The organism is Mucilaginibacter sp. P4_A11 (assembly GCF_056402535.1).
This window is the reverse complement of record NZ_JBFUHE010000007.1, coordinates 146,307-172,257: the sequence shown is the minus strand read 5'-3', so window position 1 is coordinate 172,257 and position 25,951 is coordinate 146,307. Positions and strand designations below refer to the sequence as shown.

General features: G+C 44.6%; 24 protein-coding genes. 16 read left to right on the top strand and 8 right to left on the bottom strand.

The genetic code is table 11. The annotated features are described in order from the left end of the window. Window positions 1–103: 103 nt before the first annotated feature. Genes AC1DUD_RS15700 through AC1DUD_RS15665 form a run of 8 tightly spaced genes read right to left on the bottom strand, consistent with a single transcriptional unit; the run spans window position 104 to window position 11,890 of the window. Window positions 104–685: an HPP family protein gene (locus tag AC1DUD_RS15700; protein WP_477375925.1), complete on the bottom strand. Its 582-nt coding sequence runs from the start codon at window positions 683–685 to the stop codon at window positions 104–106. Window positions 686–698: 13 nt separating this feature from the next. Continuing rightward, the gene (locus tag AC1DUD_RS15695) at window positions 699–1,949 is read right to left on the bottom strand and encodes a cation:proton antiporter (protein ID WP_477375923.1); all 1,251 of its coding nucleotides are present in this window, start codon (window positions 1,947–1,949) and stop codon (window positions 699–701) included. 24 nt (window positions 1,950–1,973) lie between these two features. After that, window positions 1,974–3,275, bottom strand: coding sequence for a flexirubin biosynthesis putative acyl-CoA ligase FlxY (flxY, locus tag AC1DUD_RS15690; RefSeq protein WP_477375921.1), 1,302 nt, complete (start codon window positions 3,273–3,275; stop codon window positions 1,974–1,976). Continuing rightward, window positions 3,272–3,649 carry a holo-ACP synthase gene (gene acpS, locus AC1DUD_RS15685; protein ID WP_477375919.1) on the bottom strand — a complete coding sequence of 126 codons (378 nt, stop codon included), beginning with the start codon at window positions 3,647–3,649 and terminating at the stop codon, window positions 3,272–3,274. Before acpS ends, flxY begins: the two co-directional genes overlap by 4 nt. Next, entirely contained in the window at window positions 3,646–5,328 is a 1,683-nt protein-coding gene (locus AC1DUD_RS15680) for a C45 family autoproteolytic acyltransferase/hydolase (protein ID WP_477375917.1), read from the bottom strand. Before AC1DUD_RS15680 ends, acpS begins: the two co-directional genes overlap by 4 nt. After that, window positions 5,321–6,835: a phytoene desaturase family protein gene (locus AC1DUD_RS15675; RefSeq protein ID WP_477375915.1), complete on the bottom strand. Its 1,515-nt coding sequence runs from the start codon at window positions 6,833–6,835 to the stop codon at window positions 5,321–5,323. The genes AC1DUD_RS15680 and AC1DUD_RS15675 overlap by 8 nt, the downstream gene beginning before the upstream one ends. Beyond that, window positions 6,836–10,690: a 1-acyl-sn-glycerol-3-phosphate acyltransferase gene (locus AC1DUD_RS15670; protein WP_477375913.1), complete on the bottom strand. Its 3,855-nt coding sequence runs from the start codon at window positions 10,688–10,690 to the stop codon at window positions 6,836–6,838. It lies immediately after the preceding gene. A 3-nt stretch (window positions 10,691–10,693) separates the two neighbouring features. Further along, a complete protein-coding gene (locus AC1DUD_RS15665; RefSeq protein ID WP_477375911.1) occupies window positions 10,694–11,890 on the bottom strand; it encodes a DUF2062 domain-containing protein in 1,197 nt (398 codons plus the stop codon). Between the two features lie 404 nt (window positions 11,891–12,294). Here AC1DUD_RS15665 and flxA point away from each other — a divergent pair, with 404 nt between their 5' ends. The 16 genes from flxA to AC1DUD_RS15585 all read left to right on the top strand — a co-directional run bounded on the left by flxA (window position 12,295) and on the right by AC1DUD_RS15585 (window position 25,884). Next, a complete protein-coding gene (gene flxA, locus AC1DUD_RS15660) occupies window positions 12,295–13,968 on the top strand; it encodes a flexirubin biosynthesis tyrosine ammonia-lyase FlxA (protein ID WP_477375909.1) in 1,674 nt (557 codons plus the stop codon). A 32-nt stretch (window positions 13,969–14,000) separates the two neighbouring features. Beyond that, window positions 14,001–14,729, top strand: coding sequence for a flexirubin biosynthesis SDR family reductase FlxB (flxB, locus tag AC1DUD_RS15655; RefSeq protein ID WP_477375907.1), 729 nt, complete (start codon window positions 14,001–14,003; stop codon window positions 14,727–14,729). Between the two features lie 375 nt (window positions 14,730–15,104). Beyond that, window positions 15,105–16,325: a beta-ketoacyl-[acyl-carrier-protein] synthase family protein gene (locus AC1DUD_RS15650; protein ID WP_477375905.1), complete on the top strand. Its 1,221-nt coding sequence runs from the start codon at window positions 15,105–15,107 to the stop codon at window positions 16,323–16,325. A 10-nt stretch (window positions 16,326–16,335) separates the two neighbouring features. Continuing rightward, on the top strand, window positions 16,336–16,593 hold the full coding sequence (locus tag AC1DUD_RS15645) for a phosphopantetheine-binding protein (protein ID WP_121232894.1): 258 nt from the start codon (window positions 16,336–16,338) through the stop codon (window positions 16,591–16,593). Continuing rightward, on the top strand, window positions 16,593–17,471 hold the full coding sequence (locus AC1DUD_RS15640; RefSeq protein WP_477375902.1) for an LpxL/LpxP family acyltransferase: 879 nt from the start codon (window positions 16,593–16,595) through the stop codon (window positions 17,469–17,471). Before AC1DUD_RS15645 ends, AC1DUD_RS15640 begins: the two co-directional genes overlap by 1 nt. Before the next feature lie 3 nt (window positions 17,472–17,474). Continuing rightward, window positions 17,475–17,900, top strand: coding sequence for a hotdog family protein (locus AC1DUD_RS15635; protein ID WP_477375900.1), 426 nt, complete (start codon window positions 17,475–17,477; stop codon window positions 17,898–17,900). An 8-nt stretch (window positions 17,901–17,908) separates the two neighbouring features. Then, window positions 17,909–18,553, top strand: a complete 645-nt coding sequence (locus AC1DUD_RS15630; protein WP_477375898.1) for a hypothetical protein — start codon at window positions 17,909–17,911, stop codon at window positions 18,551–18,553. Between the two features lie 12 nt (window positions 18,554–18,565). Beyond that, window positions 18,566–18,991 (top strand): acyl-CoA thioesterase, encoded by a 426-nt coding sequence (locus tag AC1DUD_RS15625; protein WP_477375896.1) that lies wholly within the window; start codon window positions 18,566–18,568, stop codon window positions 18,989–18,991. Window positions 18,992–19,003: 12 nt separating this feature from the next. Beyond that, entirely contained in the window at window positions 19,004–20,134 is a 1,131-nt protein-coding gene (locus tag AC1DUD_RS15620) for a beta-ketoacyl synthase N-terminal-like domain-containing protein (protein ID WP_477375894.1), read from the top strand. Continuing rightward, window positions 20,131–20,682, top strand: a complete 552-nt coding sequence (locus AC1DUD_RS15615) for a hypothetical protein (protein ID WP_477375892.1) — start codon at window positions 20,131–20,133, stop codon at window positions 20,680–20,682. The genes AC1DUD_RS15620 and AC1DUD_RS15615 overlap by 4 nt, the downstream gene beginning before the upstream one ends. A gap of 27 nt (window positions 20,683–20,709) precedes the next feature. Beyond that, a complete protein-coding gene (locus AC1DUD_RS15610; protein ID WP_477375890.1) occupies window positions 20,710–21,960 on the top strand; it encodes an NAD(P)/FAD-dependent oxidoreductase in 1,251 nt (416 codons plus the stop codon). 22 nt (window positions 21,961–21,982) lie between these two features. Beyond that, a complete protein-coding gene (locus AC1DUD_RS15605) occupies window positions 21,983–22,606 on the top strand; it encodes a hypothetical protein (RefSeq protein WP_477375888.1) in 624 nt (207 codons plus the stop codon). Beyond that, on the top strand, window positions 22,599–22,862 hold the full coding sequence (locus AC1DUD_RS15600) for a phosphopantetheine-binding protein (RefSeq protein ID WP_477375886.1): 264 nt from the start codon (window positions 22,599–22,601) through the stop codon (window positions 22,860–22,862). The genes AC1DUD_RS15605 and AC1DUD_RS15600 overlap by 8 nt, the downstream gene beginning before the upstream one ends. A gap of 2 nt (window positions 22,863–22,864) precedes the next feature. Next, window positions 22,865–24,064 (top strand): beta-ketoacyl-[acyl-carrier-protein] synthase family protein, encoded by a 1,200-nt coding sequence (locus AC1DUD_RS15595; RefSeq protein ID WP_477375884.1) that lies wholly within the window; start codon window positions 22,865–22,867, stop codon window positions 24,062–24,064. A gap of 3 nt (window positions 24,065–24,067) precedes the next feature. After that, the gene (locus tag AC1DUD_RS15590; protein ID WP_477375882.1) at window positions 24,068–25,117 is read left to right on the top strand and encodes a beta-ketoacyl synthase chain length factor; all 1,050 of its coding nucleotides are present in this window, start codon (window positions 24,068–24,070) and stop codon (window positions 25,115–25,117) included. Continuing rightward, a complete protein-coding gene (locus AC1DUD_RS15585) occupies window positions 25,111–25,884 on the top strand; it encodes a polysaccharide deacetylase family protein (RefSeq protein WP_477375880.1) in 774 nt (257 codons plus the stop codon). The genes AC1DUD_RS15590 and AC1DUD_RS15585 overlap by 7 nt, the downstream gene beginning before the upstream one ends. Window positions 25,885–25,951 lie beyond the last annotated feature (67 nt).

The window sequence follows — 25,951 nt, the reverse complement described above, 5'->3', positions numbered from 1 at the left end:
CAGACTACCGTGATTCATGTAGTTACAAACTACATCCATAGCTAATTCGAAGTCAGAGACTTCGAACAGCGTCATTGTTAGAGCATTTTATTTAGCAAACAACCTACCGCTTATACCTGCGCCAAACATGCAGCCATTTTTTATTATTAGGATAGCTCCTGTGTTTGGTCATGTTGTTAAACAAAACAGCTATTAACAACAGGATCATGGCCCCTGAAAATACCGGGCTAAATACATACATATAGCCAAGTGTCTTAATTTTTTCAGACCCGATATTGGCTATCAATGCTGTTGCGCCACCCGGCGGGTGCAGGGTTTTGGTTATCTGCATTAATACTATCGATATAGATACCGACAAAGCCGCAGCCAGCCATATTTCATGAGGAACCAGCTTGTGAACAGTGACCCCAACCAGCGCGCAAATCACATGCCCGCCTATCAAGTTGCGCGGTTGTGCCAGCGGACTATTAATTACCCCATAGATCAACACCGATGAAGCACCGAACGAGCCGATCAGGAAAAGGTTGTCTGCTGCGGTAAAATACCTGCTGTTCAACAATCCGATAAGTGCTATACCCGAAAATGAGCTGATAAATGTCCAGAAATGCTCCCTGAAATCGACAAGGGTTTCTTTGTAAACGATGTATTTTGCTGTCCTTATATGCCTGTGTATCCTTCTTCTCATATCATCCCCGGCCTTAGCCTACTGCTTCCTCTTCTGTTAAAGTTTCTTGTTTCTGGTTATGCTTAATTAGTTTTTTACCTGCCTGCTCGGTGGCGAACGAGGCAACTACGCAGGTAACCAATATTAGGATAATGGTTCCGTTCAAAATATTATCGTCGATGATCTGGGCTTTAAAACCAACCAAAATGATAGCCAGCGTAGCCGCTGCATGTGCGCTGCTTAATCCGAAGATCAAAGTACGCTGCGTTGACGAATATTTAAATATTTTTTGGGTAGATAATGCTGCCAGCCATTTACCCAACAAGGCGCCAAGTGTAAGGCTAACCGCTACAATGGTGGCCTGAGGCCCGCGGGCCAGCACCCGCAGATCAACCAGCATGCCTACGCTGATCAGGAAAAAGGGGATAAATATAGCATTGCCCACAAAATCGATCCTGTTCATTAAAGTTGATGATTGCTGTACCGCCTTATTCAGTGCAAGCCCGGCCACAAAGGCACCAATGATAGGCTCAACCCCGGCCAGCTGCGAAAGAAAGGCCGACAGGAATACGATGAAAAGTACAAACACATAAGGTAATGTTTTGCTGTCGCGATAGCGGTTAAAGAACCAGCGCGCCAAAGGCGGGATCAGCACAAACATGATAAAGGCAAATATTGATAACGAGATCACCAATTGCAGCCAGAAGCTGAAACCCAGTCCTCCGTTTTTGGCACCCATTATTACTGGTAGCAATATCAACACGGCTGTATCGGTCAATATGGTGCCGCCTACACTAATGGCTACAGCCTCGTTTTTGGAGATGCCGTAACGGCTCACAATAGGATAAGCAACCAGCGTATGGGTAGCAAACATGCTTGCCGTTAGTGCAGATGTGATGAGCGGATAATTTAGCAGGTAATAACAGATCGGGAAGCCTATGAGTATCGGGATGCAAAAAGTAAGGAAGCCAAATACCAGGCTGCGGTGTTTCTTTTGCTTAAACTCGTTCAGGTCGAGTTCAACCCCTGCAATGAACATGATATACAACAAGCCTATGGTTGAGAACAGGTCGATTGCCGAATTTTTCTTGAGCAGGTTTAACCCATGCGGACCAATAGCTATCCCTGCTAAAATAAAACCCACTATCCCCGGAAACCTGAACTTGCCCATAATGATGGGAGCAAGTAAAATGATCAATAATATCAGCGAGAAAACAAGCACCGGGTTACTAAACGGCAGTTCAAGCTGCTGCGTTAACCGGCCCAGGATATCGGCATTATGCATACTGCAAATTTAGCACATAATAAATTACTTTCTCCTGTCGATAAATTTAACCGGTTTGCGTACAGCTTCAGGGAATTGTAATTTCTGCATTTCATCCGCTTTAAGATAGGTAATATGCGGGCTCACCCTTAAGCGAGCTTGCAAATTAGCGCGGATCTTCCGGTCGCACTCATCTGTGTAATTTATAGGCAGCAGGTGCAGCAGCACTTCATCCATCCCTATCTCGTTCGGGTAAACTTCGGCCACAAAATCTTTGATCTCCTCCATACCATTCAGCAAATCAAACAATGCCGGGGGATAAAGTGTAGTGCCCTTAAACTTGATCATCTGCTTTTTACGGCCTACTATGGATGACAGCCTGATACTGGTTCGTCCGCAAGCGCAGGGCTCATCAAAATAATGGCAGATATCTCCGGTTTTATACCTCAGCAGCGGCATCCCTTCAACACCGAGTGTGGTAATGGTAACCTCACCTGATTCTCCGGGAGCAACCGGGTTGTTATGTTCGTCCAGTACTTCTACTATCAACAGCTCGGGTTGATGATGACCGCCCCTGCCCTCACCGCATTCGGTAAAGGCGGTTTGCATTTCGGTAGAGGCATAGGTTGAATAGAGTTTAATATCCCAGGCTTCGGTTATCTTTTGACCGAGGATATTCAGGCTGAAATCGGTGTTACGGATATTCTCACCAATACAAACAGCCTTTTTTACCGACGATGCATTGATATCGATATTGTGCTCCTGGGCAAACTGAATGAGCTTTAAAATGAACGATGGCACGGCTACAATGGCCGTCGGTTTCAGCCTTAAAATAGTTTCCCATTGCAGCGATGGCACGCCGGGTCCTAAACGGATAATACCCGCACCAATTTTCCGGATGCCCGAATAATAAGCCATCCCAGCCATAAACTGCCTGTCGAGCGTAAGCATCAACTGGTAAAGGTCGACTGCTGAGCCATCGGCACAAGTAAAGGAATTGTATTCGTTAAAGGCCAGCCGCTCCAGGTCGCCCTCGGTAAGGGCAATGGTTACCGGGCTGCCCAATGTGCCCGAGGTTGAGCTATATTCAATGATCTTCCCGCGCTCTACGCATAAAAAATCATCGTTGCGTTTTTGCAGGTCTTCTTTGGTGGTAGTCGGGATCAGCCGCAGGTCATCGAGTGTTTTGATCTGGTTGATATCGATATGGTTTGTCGCGAACAGGTCTTTATAAAATGGTGAATTTGTACTGAGATAGGCCAGCAGTTCCTGCAGTTTTTGCTCCTGGAACTTTACAACTTCCTGTTTGGGTTGAAATGCTAATGGTTTAGGTGGATGTGTGATCACTTTTCAATAATTACCACGGCAGATGCCATTGTTTTTAAATGGGTTAATGATACGGAGGTTTTTAACGGACCGTTACGATTGATCACCGCCGCGCTTTCGCCGATAGGTTCCAAAATGGGTCTGCCGCTTTCATCATTAGTAACCTCAATCTCGTTAAAGGCAGTATCCTTTAGCCAGCCGGTGCCCAGTGCCTTAAAAAAAGCTTCCTTGGCGGCAAAGCGGGCAGCATAGTGTTGATACTTGTTGGTTTTGCTTTCGCAATAGGCTATCTCCTTTGCCGAAAAAACCAACTCACGGAAGCCCTGTTCTTTGGCAATGCTGCTTTGCACGCGCTCTACCTCTATCATATCAATCCCTACACCTGCAACTGTCATGAGTTTAGCTTTTTAGTACACTTTTCAACCTGTTTTTTGATATAGTTTTCCTCATTTACCGTGGCTATCACTTTGGTTAAAGCCGCTTTATAGTAACCGAGGGCTTTTTTATAATCGTTATGTTTAAACGAATAATCGCCGGCAATAACATAGGCGTGGTAAAACTGCGGGTTGCTGGCTACTACACTATCAGGATTGATCTCGCCGCCGTCAAAAGCTTTTTGCTTTAACGTTCGGTAAGTTATGAAATCATGATAAGCCTGCGTGTTCAAAAATGTATCGGGCTTAATAGTAAGCGCCGTATCAATAATTTCATGATCGGTTTGCATGCCTTTCATCGCGAAGATCTTTTTCAAATCGTAAGCTACAAACTCACCCAACTGCCAGGGCGAGGTAGAAACCCAAACCAGCAGCTTTTGCGGCTCAAACACCACCGAGTGGTGGGCTATCAATTGGTTAAGCGCCTTTTCGTTGCCCATACCAATATCTTCGCCATGCAGGCCCTGGCGATCGCGTAGAATATCGACCGTTTTTTGTACGGTGTTTTTTCCTTCGGCACTCAGCAGTTCCATTAAACGCTGGTAGCGATATGGCGATGCGCTGTTGCTGAGCTGCACCAGATTTTCTTTTGAATGTGCCAGCCCCTTGCTTTGAAAATGGTTAGCGCAAACAATAAAGTTTTGGTGCGGGTCATACACATCCAGCGTATCCGGCGTTTTTTCGATCACTACGGCTTTATTATCCTCAGCCGAGGCTATTAAAAACGATTCGGACACAAACATTTTCCGTTTTTTAGCTATCGCGATGGCTTCGTTGATATTTTGCGCATACTGCAGGATCTCGCGGGCCACTAAGGATACCGGCGTAGCCGAACCTGATGGAATATTGGTTTTATCGGCATTGATGGTAACGCTCAGGCCTTTTTCGTTCATGCCCGATACCGCGCCCACAAAACCGCCCCAGGTTATGGTCATGAATTTATGCCCTTCACTGGGATTGAAGAATGCCACCATTTTATCACGTGCAAAATTATCGCCCACATAAAAATCAAAGTTGCGGCCAACGATCATGGTACCATCGGCCGAGCGATCGTTCCAGGTACCAAACGAGGTACAGCCCACCAACGCCATGCTCTGCAAAGCGTGACCGATATCATGTGCCGCATGGTAATTCAGGATCCGCTGATAATTGGAGCCAATGAATTGGTATTTATCCGACGCCGATCTAGAGATACCGTAGATCTCCTCTTTATATTCTTCACTTACATTTTTAGCGAGGTCGCGGTTAAACCAGGCTATGAAATATTTCAGAAACGACAGATATGATTTTGAAGGGATGATCTTGTTGATCTGGTCGGTAAAATAAACCTCCTGGTTAACCACCAATTCTTTACTCAGCTTACCGTTAATCACCCCGCGTTCAAAAGGCTTGCCCTCCACATACATTTCAAATAAACCACTCTTACTTTTCCTGAACCAGTTGTTATCGATAGTATAAAAGCCCGGCGAAGGTTGTTTGCGCTGCAATTGCAAACTACTTAAATCAGCAGGCTTGGGTGGATAATCTATAGCTACGCAATACAGGTAAATAAAGCCGATCAGCAGCAATCCTACAAACACAATACCTGTGTACAGTAATCTTTTCCCGAACTTTCTCCAACTGAATTTCCTGTTACGCATTTCTTATTTTATCTATCAATTCATCATTGCCCAGCAAGGCGCAACAGGTTACTATCCCGCTCATGGCAGCACCCAAAATGCCATGTAAATTAAGGTTTTGACCCGTGAAGTACAAATTAGGCAATTTGGTACGCGGCGATATAAACGTTTTAAGCGGATGTTTATAATCTTTGGCAATACCGTAAAGCGAGCCATCATCATTACCAATATAATCGCGGTATGAGAGCGGTGTAGCGGTATAATAGGAATAGATCTGCTCCCGCAAACCCGGAAACTTCAGCTCCACATCATCCAGTAATACTTCCGCCTTGCGCTTTTTAAATTGCTCGTAGGTTTCTCCCCGGTAAGCCTCGTCAGACACAGTATTGAACGTATCTTCCCAGGGCTTTACCTCTTCATAACGCATATAAGCCAGGATGGTCATGCCATCAGCATATTCCGTATTTTTTGACGATGGCGTCATGAACACGGCATAACCCAGCGGCCAGTTTTGCTCCGTGTAATCGGCCATGTGCCATACCTGCCCGTCTTTAAAACTGTAAACGTTATGGCTGAAATATTTAAATGATTCTTTTTTAAATACAATATTGATGGTGAACGACGACACCGAATTTTCCAGGCTTCTTAAGCGGTTACGGTACACGTTTTTAATCACCGACGAATCCGTCATTTCCAATGTTTTTACCGGGTGAATGTTGGAAATAAAATGATCGGCATACAGTTTTTCACCATGCTGTAGTTCAACATATGCTATTTTCCCCTCCTGCTCCACCAGTTTTTTTACGGCTTTGTTCCGGATGATAACGCCTCCCCTGTCGCGGATATTGCGGGCTATGAGTTTGGCAATCTGCGAGCCGCCGTCAACACATTTCCATGAGCTTTCAATATAACTATTGAGGATCAGCGCATGCACATACAGCGGTGTTTTATCGGCCTGCCCTGCGTATAGTGAGTTATTGCCGGCCAAAACCTGTTGCAGCTTTTTATTATTGGTGATGGATGCCAGGAACGCTTCGGTATCCACTTCCAATACATCGGCCTTTTCATAAAAATCATCCGACGAACGCAGGTTATACAACGGAAACTTATCGCAAACCTCTTTCAGCTTAGCACAGTAAGCGCGTAAAGCAGGCTCCTCTTCCGGAAAATAAACCAGTAACTGTTTGATGAAATTTTCATAACCCTGCGCCTGCGGATATTCCACCGGGTCATTATCTATCATGATCTTATCAAAGGCATCAGGATCCTGCTTTTGCAGTTTAAGTTTGCCGATGATATCGATATACTTAAAAATCTGGTACAGGTTCTGCCCTTCATCAAGTCCGCCAAGGTAATGTACACCAGAGTCAAAGATCACCCTGTCGCGCACATAGGTTTGCAGCGAGCCGCCAAGCTGTTTATTTTTTTCAACAACACAAACCCGGTAACCTTCTCTGCCAAGCATATCGGCACAAACTAAGCCCCCCATACCACTGCCAATGATCAATACATCAAACCTGTCGTCCATTTAAAGCACCTGCCCTTCCTTTTTGATCACAAAAATAACATTTGAGGTGTACTTCGTATTGTCAATTTCGGTGACTGAAAGCTTATGCGCAGCCGCTATATCCCTCAGCATTTGCCCCGAAAGAAAAGAGAGACCATTTGCCCCCGTTTTATTAAAGCCGAGCAATTTGGTTGAAAACGTTTCGGTAAGCTCGGTACCCTTGTGCCTTTCCTGCATATCCTTATTACCATCCCTGATGATGAGCGCACCACCTGGATTTAAATTGGCAATACATTGCTCTATCAATTGCTTTTGTTCAGCAGGCTGTAAATAATGGAGCATATCGGCCATGATAATGGCATCGTATCGCTGCATTTCAAAAGCAAGGGCATCAGCATAAACAAAATTGATATCAGCTGTTTTGCTGAAACAGTTGGCAGCTACCTCTATCTTTTCCTCATCATAATCAACCCCGGTAAACTCGCGCCCCGGTGCAGCAAAATGCAGCATATAGGGCATAAAGCCATAGCCACAACCCAGGTCAAGCATTTTACCTTGTTTAGGCAGCAGTTCATGAAATACCTGGTAATTTTTTTCAAGCCTTATTTTAATGCGCATATACCATTCCAGCACCGGGCCTTTGTACAGGTAGTTATAAAACAGCTGCTCTTTGTAATACGCAGGCTGCTCAATTTCGGCGCTTAGCTTTTGGTATTCTTCTTTAAAATACCGGCTGATGTTTTTGGTCTTTTCAGCATAACCTCTGCCAAACGAGGTATCATTAGCCGTGATTCTCGGCAGGTATTTGATGGTGATAGTTCCGTTCTTCAGCAGGAAATCGCCTTTGGTCATGTTGTAGCCGGTGCCGTGCAATATGATGGGCAGGATATCCATCCCCAGTTGCTCGGCTAAAAAGAACGCGCCTTTATGAAAACGTTTCATTTTACCATCGGGCGAGCGGCTGCCTTCGGGAAAGATCACCATGGAATAACCCTGCTTCACCTTTTCGGCCAGTTCATCAATGTTCTGCTCCACTCCCTCGGCTACCGGGAAATAACCTGCCATGCGTACCACCGCCCCAAACACCGGCGAGTTCCATACCCAGTGATTGGTAAACAGGATCAATTTAGGATGCTGCATGATCAATACCAAAATATCAAGGAATGACTGATGGTTGCTGATCACCACAGCGGGCTTTTCAAAGGTATCTTTATTCACCACACGTTTACGCAGGTTGGGCATAATGTACATCATCGACCAGCAAAAGCGTGCCAGGATAGCATGATAAACATATTTGCTTCTTTCGCCTTTAAAAGGATTAAGCTTGATCAGTAGCAAACCGATCAGGGATGACAACAAACAGCCGCTTACAAAGTAAGTGAATGCAAAAACCGAGATCACAAAGCCGCTCAATGTCCAGGGGAAACGTTTTTTCTGCACCCTGTTTTTGATGAGGATATTGAACAAAAAGGGGATCAATATCTGCGCCATCACCACTACGCAAACAATACCAATGATAGAGATCAACGCTATCGACCGTAAAGCAGGGTGTTTGGCAAAGATGAGCACGCCCAAACCCACAACGGTTGTAATGGCCGAAAGAAAGATGGATGATTTGTATGATGATAAATTCTTTTTGCCGGTTTTATATTCCTGCAGCAGCCCATCCATAATAAACAGACTGTAGTCATCGCCCAAACCAAATATTAGTGCCGAGATAATGATGTTCACGATATTGAACTGGATGCCCAGCAGCCCCATCAATCCCAGGATCCAGATCCAGGATATAAACATCGGGATAAAAGAAACCAGCGTAAGTTCAATACGCCCGTAAGTAAGCAGCAGCACCGTAAATACCAGTAACGACGACATGATGGCGATACTGGTAAAATCATTGTTGATTATGCCTACAAAGCGGTTGGTGAGGTATTGCTTATCAACAACGGTAACATTGGGCGTATTTTCAAACAGGTTATAGATCTTGCTTTTATCCTGAGGTGATATCTTCACCAGCGTGATCACCCCGGCGCGGCCCGGCTGTTCGGTAATATAATCGTCAAGCAAATTTTTGCGGATGCCCGCCATTTCATCCTGCCCAACCACTTTAAAATCTTTGTTGATAAGGTCACGGAAATGATCAAAAGCGGCCGGTTTAAAACCCAGCGCTGTACCTTCTTTAATAAGCATGGCCATTAACTCCTGCTTCTTAGCAGGTGTCCAATAAATATTCCAGCGGGCTATGCGGGCTTTTTGTAAAGAGTCGGATATAATGAGCGATGATACGCCTGAGTATTTTTTTACGACGTTTTGCTCTTTCAGCAATTCTATCTGTGCCGATAGTTTTTCGTTGGTACGGAGGGCGTCATCCAGTGTTTTACCTTCGGCCAAAAGATAAACCGATTGCAGGGCATATTTGTTAATAGCGTTCAGTTTAGCTTCCGAGGCCTTGAGCTTATCGGTCATGAAGTTCATGCGGCTCATATCCGTTTCAAAGCTCACGCTGCGGGCGGTATAGCTAAACACAATGGTAAGCACCACAATGGCCGAAATAATAAACTTATTATACTCGGGGTTGTAGGCTGCTATTTTATCGATCCATGATAGTTTGGCAATATGCTCGTCCTGCTCTTTTTTTGAGGCGATGAAATGCGGCAGGAAAACCAGCGAACAAAACGAAGCCCCTATCAAACTAAAGGCGGCAAACAGTCCAAGGTCCTTCAGCATTTCCGACTCCACAAACTCCAGACAGAAAAACCCGCCGATAGTAGTAAAACTGCCAATAGTTAACGGCATAGCCAGATCGCGGATCACCTGTTCAATACTGCGCGTATGGCGGTAGTGGTTAAACACATGCAGCGAATAATTAACTGCAATCCCCAGCACCACCGAGCCTGTACCTAATGCAATAATCGAGATACTCCCCTTTACAAAATAGATAACAGCCAATGAAAACAGCGCCCCAAACAGCACCGGCACCAATATCACTACCGGGGCACGTTTCTTTTTGAAATAAAAACCCAGGAAAACGATCAGGAAAACTACGGTAATGCCCTGTGTAAACATCGAGTCGCGCCGTAATTGCAGCGCGTTGCCTACCGAAACGGCAGTTGTACCGAAGTAACTGCAATTGATAGTTGTAAAGCTTTTGTTTTGCAAACTGTCGATGGTATTGTCCAGTCCTTTAAGCAGTACCGCGTTCTCCCCGGTATTATTGGGCGAGTATTTGGGTGTAATGAACAGCAGCAGGTTTTTGTGATCTTTGGTCATCACATAGCTGTCGTACAGTTCAAAATTCTCGTCGTATTGCAGCTGCTGCAGTTTTTTCAGGCCGAGATAGGAGATGCCCACCGGGTCGCTGCTGATCATGCCTTTTAAAGCAAGTCCGGCAGGCGAGGTAAGCGTACGCAAATCGCGGGCAAGCGTTTCTTTTATCTTGTCCGGACGAATGAGGGTATCAATATCCAGGTAATCATGCTCATTCAGGTAAATGGGCAGGCTTTTATTAATTGTGCCAAACAGCTCCATCACCAGGCCGTCATCAACTTTAGCATTGATCTTACTGATGTACGCGGGGAGTTTTTGCTGAATTGTTCCGGTAAAAGTATCGGCAAAGGAGATCAGGTTATCCGGCTCCTGCTGTATGGAATCTTTTAGCGAAACCATCACTACCAGCTTATCAACAAACTTGGAGTTCTGGAAAATGTAATTGAGTTTTTCGATCTTCTTATCCTTCGGCAGCACTTTGGAGATATCCTCCTCAAACCTGATCCGCGAAGCAAAAAAACCAACAAGCACAAAGCTTAACGCAAACACGGTATAAAACAGCGGCTTGCGGGCATTGAAATAATTATAGATGCCTACCAGGATTTTTTCCATGAATTACAGCGCGGGGACGGGCCTCCGCTTAAACAGCTTCAATAACGCAAAAGTGAGCAATCCTGCTATAATACCTGCAAAAATTGCCAGCGAAATGCTGCCATAAAGATATTGTTCCAAATGTTCACCGATAGATTGGAGCGAAATTTTATCCAAAGGGATATCCACATTCCTGCTGCCCATCCATAAGCTGCCGGTTTTATAGCTTAGGAAAATGATAACCGGGATCATGGGCGCAACGCTGATATGCGCTGCCGTAACCACGATAGCCTTATTAAGCCTGAATAGGAAAGCCAGCGAAATAGCCACCAAAAGCTGGAAACCCCAGATAGGCACAATCCCCATAAAAACCCCGAATGCAACAGATTTAGCTTTGAGCTGCGGCGAATGCTCAGGATTAAAGAACAGGTTCTTCATCATCTGCTTTGCTTTTTTTTTATCAAAAAGCATCCTGAAAAAATCGCGGGGCTTGATGTAAGCAAAAGCGATGATCACCAATATAGTGTTCAATACGCTGATGCGTGAAAAATCCTGAAAAGGACGAAAATGTGAGATGCGGGTTTCTTTTGGCGCATAGTAAACAGTAACCGGCACCCAATCAATCTTAATACCTTTCCATGCAGCACGAACGATCACCTCTATTTCAAACTCGTATTTACGGGTGATGAATTTGGTGTTTTTGAGCAGGTGAATGGGATACAAACGGTAGCCTGATTGTGTATCGGGACATTTGATTCCGGTCTCAACCCAAAACCAAAAATTGGAAAACTTATGCCCGAAACTGCTTTTACCCGGCACGGATGATTGCTCCATATTGCGCGAACCGATGATGAGCGAGTCTGGCTCCTGTTCCAGTTTTTCGATAAAAGTGGGCAGGTCGCTGGCAAAATGCTGCCCGTCTGAGTCTATGGTGATAGCGTATTGATAGCCCAGTTCGTGAGCGTAATCAAAAGCCTTGCGTAAAGCCCAGCCCTTACCTACATTTTGGGTATAATTTACAGATTGAATTTGCGGGAATGACTGGATAATGGACTGCGTATCATCCGTAGAGCCATCGTTTACCACAATAACCTGGTTTGTGTAGACCAGCACATCGTTTATAACAGCGGCCAGCGTGCCCTTGTTATTATAAGTGGGTATAATAACGCATACCTGTAATTGTTTAAACTTTGCCTGTATCATTTGTAAGTTATCCGTCATATATCATTCAATCGCACGTACCGGCTTCAGTCCAGGTTTTTATTAAGAGGTTTTAGGGTTTACGTTTATCGCTTTACAAAGTTATTGTTTCAGAATAAATTAAACGTTAAATTTTTGCATCTGATATAACCAAATAAAACAGAATCACTGTTAGGCAAGCGGTGGCGGAGAATGCCTCATTTCGTTTAGCTCAAGTTTTGTGGGATGGTAACAAGCATTGGATAACTTGGGCTTGCCGAGTCACAAGTCCGCCCTGCACCTTGTGCCAGAGGAGGGCGCTAAGAACGGTGGTAAACAACAGTATAGTATAAACATCGAAGACTGAATAAGCACGCAAAGACGCAGAGGCGCTAAGAAAAACTTTGCGTCTTAGCGCCTTTGCGAGAAAACAACCTACTAAAGCAATGTATACTGTGGCACAATACTGGTCATCCACAAACCGTTTAATACCCATTCCTAAATCCGAACATTTACCTTATTTTCGCCCTGATTTTGTGGAAAAGAATAATCAAACCTTATTAAATAAAACTACTGTGCCCATGCTACAGGTTGGAGGAAAGGCTCTTTCGCTGGATGATTTTTACCAGGTGATTTTTAAAAACAGCTCCGTTGTTCCTGATGAACAGGCGCTGCAAAAGGTGCAAACCAATTTTAATTTTCTTGGTGGCTTTTCATCCAATAAACTCATTTACGGCATCAACACAGGCTTCGGCCCTATGGCGCAATATAAGGTGAGTGATGAAAATCGATTGCAGTTACAGTACAACCTGATCCGCAGCCATGCATCAGGCGGAGGTAATTTAATGCAGCCCAAACTCGTTAAAGCGCTGATGCTTGCCCGCCTAAACAGCTTTATGCAGGCTTATTCGGGTGTACATCCCGAGCTTGCAAACCTCCTTGCCGAACTCATTAACAAAAACGTTACCCCTTGCATATTTGAACACGGCGGCGTAGGCGCCAGCGGCGACCTCGTGCAGTTAGCCCACCTTGCCCTGGTTTTAATTGGCGAAGGCGAAGTGATCTATAACAACGAAGTACAACCTACAGCTGCGCTTTTTAAGCAACTGGATATCAAACCACTCCAAATCCATATCCGTGAAGGTTTGGCTATCATCAACGGTACTTCGGCCATGACTGGGATCGGTTTGCTGAATATCATCCGGGCTAAAAAGCTGCTGGGCTGGTCGGTCATGCTTTCAGCAATGATCAATGAGGTGGTTGAGGCTTTTGATGATCATTATTCATTTGAGCTTAACAAAGTAAAACATCACAAAGGCCAGAATGCTATTGCCGAACAACTCCGCGAGATCCTGAAGGATAGCCAAATGGTGCGGAGCCGCTCGGAACATTTATATAATCCCGAAAACCTTGATCAGGAAATATTTGAAGACAAGGTGCAGGAATATTACTCGCTCCGTTGTGTTACGCAGATCCTCGGCCCCATCTATGATACCATTGCCCAGGCCGAACAAGTAGTTGTTGACGAGCTCAATTCGGTTAACGATAACCCGGTTATCGACCATGAAAATCATAACATCTTTCATGGTGGTAATTTTCATGGCGATTATGTTTCGCTGGAAATGGATAAGCTAAAAATAGCCATGACCCGGCTGTCTATGCTTTCAGAAAGACAGCTGAATTACCTGTTGAATGATAAACTCAACCAAAAATTCCCACCGTTTCTGAATCTCGGTGTGCTGGGTTTCAATTTCGGGATGCAGGGCATGCAATTTACAGCCACTTCAACTGTTGCTGAAAATCAAACCCTTTCGTACCCAATGTACGTACACAGCATCCCGAACAATAATGATAACCAGGACATTGTAAGCATGGGATGTAACGCGGCATTGTTAACCAAAAAAGTGATCGACAATAGTTTCGAGGTGCTGGCCATCCAGGCCATGACCCTGCTGCAGGCTGTCGATTACCTTGATTGTGCCAACAGGCTCTCTACCCAAACCAACAAAGTTTATACAGACTTAAGAGCTATATTCCCTAAATTCATTGAGGATAAACCCAAATACCAGGACCTGCAGCAAGTGAAAGCTTATTTTGAAACGGCCGAACTTATTTCCTGAATTATTAAACCTTTTAACACCAAAAACATCATATGAAATGTGCATTAGTAACCGGCGGCTCAAGAGGAATTGGCAGGGCCATTTGCTACAAAATGGCCGCTATGGGTTATTATGTACTGGTTAATTATAAAGGTAACATCGATGAAGCCAACAACACCCTCGCCCGGATCAAAGCCAATGGCGGCGATGGCGAACTGTTGCAATTTGATGTGGCCGACAAAAATGACATCCAGCAAAAATTAGGAGGCTGGATAGAAACCAATACCGAAAAGTACATTGAAGTTTTAATAAACAACGCCGGCATTAAAGATGATGGCCTGATGATGTGGATGACAGATCAGCAATGGGATGGCGTACTGAACACCAGTCTCAACGGTTTCTTTTATGTTACCCGTTTGGTGTTGAACAGCATGCTGGTTAAAAAATACGGTCGCATAGTAAACGTGGTTTCGCTATCTGGTCTTAAAGGATTGCCTGGGCAGGTAAATTACTCGGCTGCCAAGGCGGGCGTTATTGGTGCAACTAAAGCATTGGCCCAGGAAGTTGGCAGGCGCGGGATAACGGTTAATGCAGTAGCCCCGGGTTTTATAGCTACCGACATGACCGCAGGCCTTGATGAAAAAGAACTGAAAGCCATGGTGCCGCTGAAAAGGTTTGGCACTCCCGAGGAAGTGGCACATGCTGTAGGCTTTTTAGCATCACCGGAGGCGGCTTATATTACGGCAGAGGTGCTTTCGATTAATGGCGGGCTTTATTCGTAAAAAATAAAAATACCGCCAGGAGGCCTTGGAAAAACAGACAAAACTATGTCATTGCGAGCGAAGCGTGGCAACCGCACAGAAGCATATCCGCCCTGTATAGTATGCGATTGCTTCGTCGTTCCTCCTCGCAATGACATGATTTTATAACCCTTGTGCTCGTTACAAACGAGCGCAAGAAAAATTGGAAACAGTAACAAACACAAGGGTAATTAACTCTTAATATAAACTTAATTATAAGCTATTACGATACAGGTATTTTAATAGCCATATTTAAAACATTAAAGAAGCGACACACATACAAAAACATATTAAGTTTTATTTTTTTGTATTTTTATTGCATTTTGTTGACTATGTACTATCAGTTTTTGCTCAGATATGAATAGGGTTGTGATAACAGGGATGGGTATCTATTCGTGTATTGGGAAAAATCTCGACGAGGTTAAAGATTCTCTTTACGCCGGCAGGTCGGGCATTATATATGATGCCATCCGTAAAGATTTTGGCTACCGTTCAGGTCTAACCGGGGCTGTTGAAAAACCTAACCTGAAAGGTACGCTTGATCGCCGTGCCCGCATCATGCTGCCCGAGCAAGGCGAATATGCTTATATCGCCACCTCCGAAGCATTACAGCAAGCGGGTATCGATGCCGATTACATTGCCAAAACAGATGTGGGCATTTTATATGGCAACGATAGTACAGCCAAGGCCGTGATTGAAACTACCGATGTGATCCGCGAAAAGAAAGATACCATGCTTATTGGTTCGGGTGCAGTGTTCCAAACCATGAATTCAACCGTTACCATGAATTTGGCCACTATATTCAAGCTTCGCGGGGTTAATTTTACCATTAGCGCAGCTTGTGCCAGCGGCTCTCATGCAATTGGGATGGGGTACCACCTTATTAAAAGCGGTTTGCAGGATTGTATTATTTGCGGCGGTGCACAGGAACTAAGTCATTACTCCATGGGCAGTTTTGATGCACTTTCGGCCTTTTCAGTAAAAGAAGCCGACCCGGCAAAAGCATCTAAACCGTTTGATCGCGACCGCGACGGACTGGTTCCAAGCGGTGGGGCAGCTACCGTAATCCTGGAAAGTCTGGAATCGGCATTAAAAAGAGGCGCTACTATTTTGGGCGAGGTTGTTGGCTACGGCTTTTCATCAAACGGGGCACATATCTCCAACCCAACTGTTGACGGTCCTGTTCGTTCATTAACCATGGCCTTGAAAGATGCCGGGATTCAGGCATCTGAAATTGATTATATCAACGCTCATGCAACCTCCACCCCCGCCGGCGATGCCAGCGAGGCTAAAGCTATTGATGAAGTATTCGGCAACAGCAAACCTTTGGTGAGCTCAACCAAATCCATGACCGGGCACGAATGCTGGATGGCAGGTGCAAGCGAAATTGTGTATTCCATGCTCATGATGCAAAACTCGTTCGTGGCTCCCAACATCAACTTTGAAAACCCCGATGAGGATTCGGCGAAGCTCAATATCGCTACCGAAACCGTCGAAAAAAATATAGATGTATTCCTGTCAAACTCATTTGGGTTTGGCGGTACTAACTCGTCCCTGATTATTAAAAAATATATTTAAACCAGCCATTATGCAAATTGAAGAGATTATTGAAAGAATTAACAGCTTCCTGGCCGAAGAATTTGAGGTAGATGCAGATAAGATGGTACCTACTGCAAACCTTAAAGAAACACTTGACCTGGACAGCCTTGATTATATAGACCTCGTAGTAGTGATTGAAAGCAATTTCGCCTTCAAGGTAAAACCCGAGGATTTTACGGGTATCGTTACCTTCCAGGATTTTTACGATTACGTACTGTCACGCGTACAACCTAAAGAGCTTGCATAATGCCCGCCTGGCAGGGAAAATCAAAAGGAAATCCCCTTGGCTACCGCATTTTTGTTAGTGTTTTAAAGGTTGGAGGCGTTAAGCCTGCCTACTTTATGCTGAGGTTTGTAGCGCTGTATTATTTCCTGTTTTCGTGGCAAACATCCAAAGGCACTTACTATTATTTCCATAAAAGGCTTGGATTAAGTAAAGCAAAGTCCATCCTGAAGCTTTACCGAAACTATTACCTGTTTGGGCAAAGCATTATTGATAAAGTGGTGATCATGTCGGGCATCCCCAATAAATTCACCTTTAATTTTGATGGGATCGATAACCTGCGACAGATTGCTGCCATGAACCAGGGCGGTTTACTGCTCAGCTCACATATCGGCAGCTGGGAAATAGCGGGCGAACTGCTTGATCATATCAACACCCGCATTAACATTGTGATGTTTGATGGAGAGGATAAGCAGATCAAACAGTACATGGATTCGGTTACTGGCGAAAGGAAGATCAACATCATCGTGATTAAAAACGACCTGTCGCACATATTTAAAATAAACGCCGCTTTCCAGAACAATGAGCTGGTTTGCATGCATGCCGACAGGTTTATTGAAGGCAATAAAACAATAACAAGGGAGTTTTTAGGTGAGGACGCAAAATTCCCGGCGGGCCCGTTTGTAATGGCCGAAAAGTTTAAAGTGCCGGTAACATTTGTTTACGCCCTTAAGGAAAGCGCGCTGCATTACCACTTTTTTTCCAGCCCGGTAAAAGATTATTCGGGCTTGGCCAAAGGCGAAGGGATGCAGCAAATGATAAATGATTTTATTATCAGCTTTGAAAACAAGGTAAAAACGTACCCCGAACAGTGGTATAACTATTATAATTTTTGGCAATAAACAATGACCTTACCAACACAGGATATTTTAACGTTGATACCGCAAAGGTGGCCCTTTGTAATGGTTGATACGCTGGTATCATCAAATGATGATGCTACGCACACTACCTTACTGGTACAGGCCGAAAATGTTTTGGTAAACGATGACGTATTAACTGAAGCAGGCCTGGTTGAAAACATTGCCCAAACAGCCGCCGCAAGAGCAGGTTATATAGCTCAACAATTGGGCAAACCCATGCAACCGGGCTTTATCGGCGCTGTAAAAAACCTGGAAGTGTTTGCGCTGCCAAGAGTAGGCGACACCATAGAAACCGAAGTAAAAATTGAAAACCGAATTTTTGATGTAACCATCATCAAAGGAAAAGTAACCTGCAAGGGCAGCACAATAGCTCAATGCGAAATGAAAATATTTATTCAACCCCAACAATAATATCAACCATGAAAAAAACCGCAATTAAACTGAGTTTACTGATAGCATTATCAGGCTTGTTTTTAAAACCGGCATCAGCCCAAACCAAAGCCGAAATTTTTGATAAAAAAACACCTATTACCTGGTTAGGTATGGATTTTTCGCAGATGAAATTCATCGGTTCGGAAGAGGCTTACAAGAAAGAACTGATCAATGCTGAGTTTGTTGGCAAATACATTCCATTATGGGAAAACTTCTTTTTAAAGGAACCTAAAAAATATAACCCGGCGAGGGCGGTACACCGCGATACAGTCCATTTTGCAATGAATGTTACCGAGAAAGTTAACAGTGCGCTTACTAAAAACTTTTTCGATACCAACCCAGGTCATTTTAAAACACTGACCGAAAAAGACATCGATGCGCTGATTAAAAACTATGATTTTTTAGGCAACAAAGGCATCGGTATGCTGCTCATTGTTGAAGGCATGGATAAAGGACGTGCGCAGGGCGGTGCCTGGGTAACTTTTGTTGATATGGATAAGAAAACCGTTTTATATACCGTTTTCCGCACCGGCAACAGCCGTGGATTTGGTTTTAGAAATTACTGGGCACACCCATGGCCTGTAATCCTGGACGATTTCGGCTCGGATTTCGATCTTTTCAAAAAATACTAAGCTAACAGCGTTTTGCAGCAATCGTTAACAAATACTATTGAAATAGAGGTTAAATTCAGCGATGTGGATATGCTGGGCGTGGTTTGGCATGGAAATTATATCCGCTATTTTGAGGATGGCCGTGAGGCTTTCGGCAAACAATACGGCCTGGGTTATATGGATGTTTACAACGCCGGCTTTATTGTGCCCATAGTTAACGTAAACTGCGATTATAAACGTTTTTTGCGGTACGAGGACAAGGTGATCATCGAAACCACCTACACCCCTACCGAATCGGCCAAGATTAATTTCACTTACCGCCTGCTCAATGCCCAAACCGGCGAGCTGGTGGTAAAAGGTTCATCGATGCAGGTATTTGTGCACCGGGATAATTTTGAACTTCAACTCACCAACCCGGATTTTTTCCTGGAGTGGAAACAAAAACAAGGTTTGATATAACAGCGCATTGGGATGAAGAAGGTTTACCTTGTTGCCGATAACATTTGCTCGCCGCTCGGCGCTACAACTGCTCAAAATTTTGAGCAGTTGGTTAATAACGTATCGGGCGTGAAGCAACATGTAAACCCGGCTTTTTCTGCCGAACCATTTTTTGCGTCATTGTTTGATAAGATTTATTTTCAATCAGATGAGCATTGGACGAAGTTTGAGCACTTACTAATCGCTTCATTAACCGAAACGTTGCTTGAAACCGGAATCGATATTTCTGATAAAAAAACTGTTCTCATCCTATCAACCACAAAAGGGAATATCAGCCTATTGGAAACTGAGCAACCGGAGTCAGAGTTAGACCAGCGCATAGCCCTTCATTCATCAGCAAAGAAGATAGCTCAACATTTCGGCTTTGTAAATGAACCAATAGTTATTTCACACGCCTGTATTTCAGGCTTGGCGGCCATGATCACCGGGATGCGGTTGATCCAGTCAGGCCAGTACGATCATGCGGTTATTGCCGGGGCCGATGTTATTTCAAAATTTGTATTGTCGGGATTTAAATCTTTCCAGGCTGTTAGTCCGGGTTTATGCAAGCCTTTCGATGCTGGCCGCGACGGTATTAATTTAGGCGAAGGTGCAGCTACAGTTATTTTATCGGCAGAAAAACCAACTGGAGAAGCTATTGAATTAGCTTCAGGCGCAGTGAGTAATGACGCTAATCATATTTCAGGCCCATCACGCACCGGCGAGGAGCTTTACTTTGCCATTAATAAGGCCATGACAAGTGCGGGGCTGCAAGCCGGGGATATCGACTTTATATCTGCCCATGGCACAGCTACTATTTACAATGATGATATGGAGGCAAAAGCTATAACGCTGGCGGGTTTGCAGAATATTCCGGTAAACAGCCTGAAAGGCTTTTATGGGCATACATTAGGTGCATCAGGCTTGATCGAAGCCATTATAGCGGCACAATCGCTAAAGCAAAACATTATTATCCCGACAAAAGGCTTCAACAAACAAGGAGATGCCAACCCGGTAAATGTTTGCAGCCAACTGATTTCAAAATCGCTGAATAGTTGTCTCAAAATAGCCTCTGGCTTTGGGGGATGCAATGCGGCCATAATCTTAACCAAATCACAACAATGAAAAAAGCACTGATCTCATTTGTTTTTTGTTCATTGTTATGGGCATGCGAACAGAAACAAAAGCCCGTGGCCCATCCTAATTCATGGACAAAAAAAAATGAACAAGAGCTTTATAACAATCTCAATTCCACGTTAAAACCAACAATACCTGATTCGATAAAGCGGGCTAAATTTGTTACATTTTTAACCAGGCGATTCAAAGAGGAAATACCCAACGGGTTAAACTCTATATCAAAAGATAGTTTGCACAATTTAAGTACAAGGCTGGGCAGTGAGTACGCCATAAAAGAAGGAAACGAAGGTAATACCACGAAATTAGTACCTTATTACAGAAAATGGAGTCCTGCATTAGAAAAAACCTTTCGAGATAGTTATGTTACTATATTTCAAAGCATGGCACCCGGCTTTGGAGAAAAATTATGTGATTGCATGATAGGCAGGTTGAAAAAAATGTACCCCGATTCGATGCTCCTTCCTGTACCAAAAGATATTAACAATAAAATAGGCCTTGAATGCGTAGAGATAATTAAAAAACGCAAATCAATTTAACCAAATCACAACAGGATATTTGATAATATGAATACAGAACAGGTAGATGTATTGGTAATAGGTGCCGGTCCGGCGGGAACGGTTGCCGCTTCCATTGTACACCAGGCAGGTTTTAAGGTAAAAATTGTAGAGAAACAACTTTTCCCTCGCTTTGTAATTGGCGAGAGCCTGTTGCCCCGTTGCATGGAAGCATTGACCGAAGCCGGTTTTGTAGATGCTGTTAAAGCGCAAGGCTTCCAGGAAAAAGCGGGCGCCAAGTTTGTGAAAGATGGCAAGATCTGCGACTACCAGTTTGCTGACCAATTTACCCCCGGTTGGAACTGGACCTGGCAGGTACCCCGTGCCGATTTTGATAAAACACTTGCCGATACTGTTGAACAAATAGGTGTGCCTGTTCACTACGAAACCACGGTTACCAACATTGTTTTCAACGGTACGGATTCGGTAACTACCGTTGAAGATAAAAACGGCAACCAAACACAAATAGCGGCCCGGTTCATTATTGATGGCAGCGGTTACGGCCGGGTGATCCCCAAGTTATTTAACCTCGACAGGCCATCTACCCAGGTACCACGTAAGGCTCTGTTTGTACACGCTGTTGATAAAAAACGTTCCATGGCCGATGAGCCAAACCGCATTACCATTGTAGTACATCAGCCCGGCGTTTGGATCTGGATCATCCCTTTCGCCAATGGCATTACCTCGCTGGGGTTTGTAGGTAATCCCGAGTTTTTTAAACAATATGAAGGAACCGATGAAGAAATTCTGCGCCGGCTCATCGCATCGCAGCCTTATTTCAGCGAACGATTTGCAGATGTAGAATTTAAATTTGCGCCGAGGGTACTGGAATCATGGTCGGCCACCACCAGTAAATTTCATGGCGATGGCTTTGTGCTTACCGGCAACGTGACCGAGTTTTTAGACCCTATATTTTCATCAGGCGTAACACTGGCTACGGTATCGAGCCAAACAGCCGCCCATCTCGTGATCCGCACGCTTAACGGCGAGGCGGTAGATTGGGATAAGGAATACATGCAGCACATGATGCAGGGTGTAAACACTTTTCGCTCATACGTCACCGCATGGTATGAGGGTGTTCTGGATACCATCTTTTTTGCTGATAACCAGGATCCACGCACCAAGAGCCAGATCTGTTCGGTATTGGCCGGTTACGTCTGGGACCTGGATAACCCTTACGTAAAAAATCACGAAAAAGCATTGCACAAACTGGCCCGCACCATCACCTTAAGAGACATGGTGGCAGCCGATAAAAGCTAAACGCCTGACGAAATTATATAAATTGAAGAACCAGCATTACATATCATCCCATTGTACCATCAGCAGCAATGCTGTACGCTATAATGGTACGCTGCTGTTTGAGGCAGAATGCACTGATGTTCCTGGCTTCCTGCTATCTGCTTATCAACTCATCGGGGCAAAATATCCTAAGTTTTATAAAATGGATAACCTGGCCAAATTGGGCTGGCTTGCTGCCGAGGTTTTGCTGAAAGATTTTGATGCGGCTAAATATCGCCCGACCGACATCGGCGTGGTATTATCAAACGCAAGTTCCAGCCTGGATGCCGATAAACGGTATTATGATTCGGTACAGGAAATAGCAAGCCCTGCGTTGTTTGTTTACACGCTGCCCAATATTGTTATCGGCGAGATTTGCATCCGTCACCATTTTAAAGGCGAGAATGCTTTTTTTATTTTTGAGCAGTTTAATGCGGATTTTATAGCCCGCTACGTTTCAAATTTGCTGGATACCCAGCAATTACAGGCTTGCATTTGCGGTTGGGTTGAGCTGCTTGGCGATGAATATAAGGCGGTTTTGTTTTTGGTTGAGAAAGAAAAAAAAGAAGGCTCCATGCCTTTTTCCACAGAAAATATTAATAAAGTTTACAGTACACTAAATGGATAAATTAATGGCCGATCTGAAAGAGCAGATCATTGAGCAGTTGAACTTACAGGATGTGAAGCCGGAGGATATAGGCGATGATCAGGCACTTTTTGGCGATGGCCTGGGGCTTGACTCGATAGACGCGCTTGAACTGATCGTGCTGTTACAGCAAAAATATAAAGTAAAACTTTCCAATGCCGAAGATGGCCCAAAAATCTTCCGTTCGGTACGTACCGTTGCCGAGTTTATTGAAAGCAGTAAAACTCCGAACGCTTAGCAATGGGCCAGCCCGTTTTCATAGCCGGTGTAGGGGTAATTTCGGCCATAGGTAATACTACGGCCCAAAACCTGCTATCACTTGAGCAAGCTGAAACAGGCATTGCGGCCATCAAATATCTCGACACTGAACACCGCGATGAATTTCCGGTTGGCGAGGTTAAGCTGAGCAATGATGAACTGGCCGGTTTATCCGGCTTTAACACAGGTATTAGCCGCACAGCCATGCTGAGTTCAATTGCCGCCAGAGAAGCTTTGACTGACGCCGGGATCAACAATTTTACCGGCTTAAGAAGCGGCCTTATTTCGGCCAATACCGTTGGTGGCATGGATAAAACCGAAGATTTTTTCAGCGAGTTTTTAAGCGATAATACCAAATGCAGATTACGCAGTGTGATTAATCACGAATGCGGCGCTGTCACCAATTTAGTTGCCGATCAGCTGGGCATTCTCAATTATGTCGGCACCATCAGCACAGCCTGTTCATCATCGGCCAACGCTATCATGTATGGAGCAAGGCTCATCAAAAATAATATGCTTGATGTAGTCATAGCCGGCGGCACCGATGCTCTTACCCGTTTTACATTGAACGGTTTTAATACCCTCATGATCCTGGACAAACAACCCTGCCAGCCATTTGATGCCAACCGCCGGGGCTTAAACCTTGGCGAGGGCGCTGGTTATGTGGTACTGATATCTGAGCGGATAGCCTTATCGATCAAAAAAGAAATGTATTGTACCCTGAGCGGTTATCATAATGCAAATGATGCCTATCACCAAACGGCTTCATCGCCCGAGGGTACAGGCTCATTACTGGCTATGGAGGGCGCGTTGAAGAAAGGCGATTTACAGCCTTCAGATATCGGGTATATCAATCTGCATGGCACAGGCACACAAAACAATGATAGTTCAGAAGGGGCTGCTATCGGCACACTATTCGCAGGACATTCTCCTAAAATGAGTTCAACCAAAGCCTTTACCGGACACACGCTCGGGGCAAGCGGCGGCATTGAAGCGGTGTTTTCTGCGCTGGCGGTACAACGAGGCTTAATATACCCTAATCTCCGGTTTGAAACGCCTATGGACGGGCTTTCCTTTACTCCGGAAACCCATTTTTCAAAACAGCCGGGGTTAAAACATGTGCTCTCCAACTCGTTTGGGTTCGGGGGTAATTGTTCATCATTAATATTTTCAAAATTATAGGCGATGTACATCAGGGCAGCAAGTAATATATCACCGCAAAATACATTCGGTAACGAGTCGTTCCTAACGGAACTGGCCGAGTATACCGGTGACAAGCTCACCTGTATCGAACCGGATTATAAAACCCTGATCGATCCCAAACTCATTCGCCGCATGAGCCGCATTATTAAAATGGCCGTTGCTTCGGGGATGGATTGTTTGCAGCAAGCCGGCATACCAGTACCCGATGCTATCATCACCGGCACTGCTTATGGCTGTTTGGAGGATACCAATACTTTCCTCAGCAAAATGGTGCAGCAAAATGAGGACGCGCTTGCACCTACGGCTTTCATTCAATCAACCCATAATACCATCAGCGCGCAGATAGCGCTGCTGCTGCAATGCCATAACTACAATAACACATTTGTAAATGGCGGCGCATCGCTCGAAAACGCCCTGCTTGATGCCATGATGCTTTTATACGAAGGCGAAGCGGTCAATGTACTGGTTGGAGGGATTGATGAAATCACGGCTAACAGTCATACCATTTTAAAGCGAATGGGGCTATACCGCAGGCACCCAATCTCGAACTTTGATCTGCTTACTGTACCCGGCAAGGGGACAATGGCAGGAGAAGGCGCTGCGTTTTTCTTGTTAAGCAACCAGCCATCAGACAACGCCTGGGCTAAAATTGATGGGGCAACCGGCTTTTATAAACCACGCAATACAGCCGAAATACAGCAGCACATCAACAATTTTCTATCTGCTCAAAGCATTTGTATTGATGATATCGATTTGATACTTACAGGTAAAAATGGAGATACAAAAAACGACACCATTTATGAGCATCTGCAGCAATATGATTTTGCCGATGTACGTGCCATCAATTACAAAGCCCTCTGCGGCGAGTATCCAACTTCATCAGCATTTGCTCTATGGTTGGCCGCCAATTGCCTCAAAAACGGCAATCTTCCGTCCGCTTTAACCGGCGCAGAAATCCCTGTAAAAAAGGTTTTGATCTATAATCATTACCAAAATATTCATCACTCGTTAATCCTGCTTTCGGCATGTTAAACTTCAGGAACACCAATATCCTTTTTGTTGGCCTGCTGGGGTTAATAGCCTGGCAGCACATCACAGAGGGGGTGTCATGGTGGAGTTACCTGGTGCTGGTATTTATTTACTCGCTGATATTATTTTATGGGTGCTATTCTATCGGCTCCAATTTTTTTATGCGGGTGATGTGCTCGTTAAAAACCAGCAAAAAAGTCATCGCCATTACTTTTGATGATGGGCCGGACGCTGCTGCCACACCAAAGATCCTTGATATTCTAAAACAACATAACGTTCCGGCAGCGTTCTTTTGCATCGGGAACAGGGTTGCCGGGAATGCAACCATCTTGAAACAGATCCACGAGCAGGGGCACTTTATCGGCAACCACAGTTTTTCGCATCATTTTTGGTTCGATCTGTTTTCATCTGCCAAAATGCTGGATGATCTGCTTCAGGCCAATCAACTCATCCGGCAGACCATCAATTTAAGCCCGTTGTTATTCAGGCCGCCTTATGGAGTGATCAATCCCAATCTCAAAAAAGCCATCGTTAAAAGCAGGATGATACCTATAGGCTGGAGCGTACGCTCAATGGATACGGTTACTAACGACCGTCAAAAACTATTAAATAAGATAACCAGTCGGTTAAACCCCGGCGCTATTTTCCTGTTTCATGATACAGGAGCCTCAACAATTTCTGTTTTGCCCCTGTTTATTGAACAGGCCAAAGCGCAGGGATATGAAATAGTGCGACTGGATAAAATGCTAAATTTACAGGCTTATGCGTAGATTGATTTCAGAAGAAAATGAAGCTTTAAACTCCCCTCTTGAGAGGGGGCGCGAAGGCAAAGAGCGT

Excerpts from the sequence above, each read along its gene's own strand:
- AC1DUD_RS15700 (WP_477375925.1), bottom strand. The coding sequence starts at position 685 with ATGAGAAGAAGGATACACAGGCATATAAGGACAGCAAAATACATCGTT.
- AC1DUD_RS15695 (WP_477375923.1), bottom strand. The coding sequence starts at position 1,949 with ATGCATAATGCCGATATCCTGGGCCGGTTAACGCAGCAGCTTGAACTG.
- acpS (WP_477375919.1), bottom strand. The coding sequence starts at position 3,649 with ATGACAGTTGCAGGTGTAGGGATTGATATGATAGAGGTAGAGCGCGTG.
- AC1DUD_RS15680 (WP_477375917.1), bottom strand. The coding sequence starts at position 5,328 with ATGCGTAACAGGAAATTCAGTTGGAGAAAGTTCGGGAAAAGATTACTG.
- AC1DUD_RS15675 (WP_477375915.1), bottom strand. The coding sequence starts at position 6,835 with ATGGACGACAGGTTTGATGTATTGATCATTGGCAGTGGTATGGGGGGC.
- AC1DUD_RS15670 (WP_477375913.1), bottom strand. The coding sequence starts at position 10,690 with ATGGAAAAAATCCTGGTAGGCATCTATAATTATTTCAATGCCCGCAAG.
- AC1DUD_RS15665 (WP_477375911.1), bottom strand. The coding sequence starts at position 11,890 with ATGACGGATAACTTACAAATGATACAGGCAAAGTTTAAACAATTACAG.
- flxA (WP_477375909.1), top strand. The coding sequence starts at position 12,295 with ATGTATACTGTGGCACAATACTGGTCATCCACAAACCGTTTAATACCC.
- flxB (WP_477375907.1), top strand. The coding sequence starts at position 14,001 with ATGAAATGTGCATTAGTAACCGGCGGCTCAAGAGGAATTGGCAGGGCC.
- AC1DUD_RS15650 (WP_477375905.1), top strand. The coding sequence starts at position 15,105 with ATGAATAGGGTTGTGATAACAGGGATGGGTATCTATTCGTGTATTGGG.
- AC1DUD_RS15645 (WP_121232894.1), top strand. The coding sequence starts at position 16,336 with ATGCAAATTGAAGAGATTATTGAAAGAATTAACAGCTTCCTGGCCGAA.
- AC1DUD_RS15640 (WP_477375902.1), top strand. The coding sequence starts at position 16,593 with ATGCCCGCCTGGCAGGGAAAATCAAAAGGAAATCCCCTTGGCTACCGC.
- AC1DUD_RS15635 (WP_477375900.1), top strand. The coding sequence starts at position 17,475 with ATGACCTTACCAACACAGGATATTTTAACGTTGATACCGCAAAGGTGG.
- AC1DUD_RS15630 (WP_477375898.1), top strand. The coding sequence starts at position 17,909 with ATGAAAAAAACCGCAATTAAACTGAGTTTACTGATAGCATTATCAGGC.
- AC1DUD_RS15620 (WP_477375894.1), top strand. The coding sequence starts at position 19,004 with ATGAAGAAGGTTTACCTTGTTGCCGATAACATTTGCTCGCCGCTCGGC.
- AC1DUD_RS15615 (WP_477375892.1), top strand. The coding sequence starts at position 20,131 with ATGAAAAAAGCACTGATCTCATTTGTTTTTTGTTCATTGTTATGGGCA.
- AC1DUD_RS15610 (WP_477375890.1), top strand. The coding sequence starts at position 20,710 with ATGAATACAGAACAGGTAGATGTATTGGTAATAGGTGCCGGTCCGGCG.
- AC1DUD_RS15600 (WP_477375886.1), top strand. The coding sequence starts at position 22,599 with ATGGATAAATTAATGGCCGATCTGAAAGAGCAGATCATTGAGCAGTTG.
- AC1DUD_RS15595 (WP_477375884.1), top strand. The coding sequence starts at position 22,865 with ATGGGCCAGCCCGTTTTCATAGCCGGTGTAGGGGTAATTTCGGCCATA.
- AC1DUD_RS15590 (WP_477375882.1), top strand. The coding sequence starts at position 24,068 with ATGTACATCAGGGCAGCAAGTAATATATCACCGCAAAATACATTCGGT.
- AC1DUD_RS15585 (WP_477375880.1), top strand. The coding sequence starts at position 25,111 with ATGTTAAACTTCAGGAACACCAATATCCTTTTTGTTGGCCTGCTGGGG.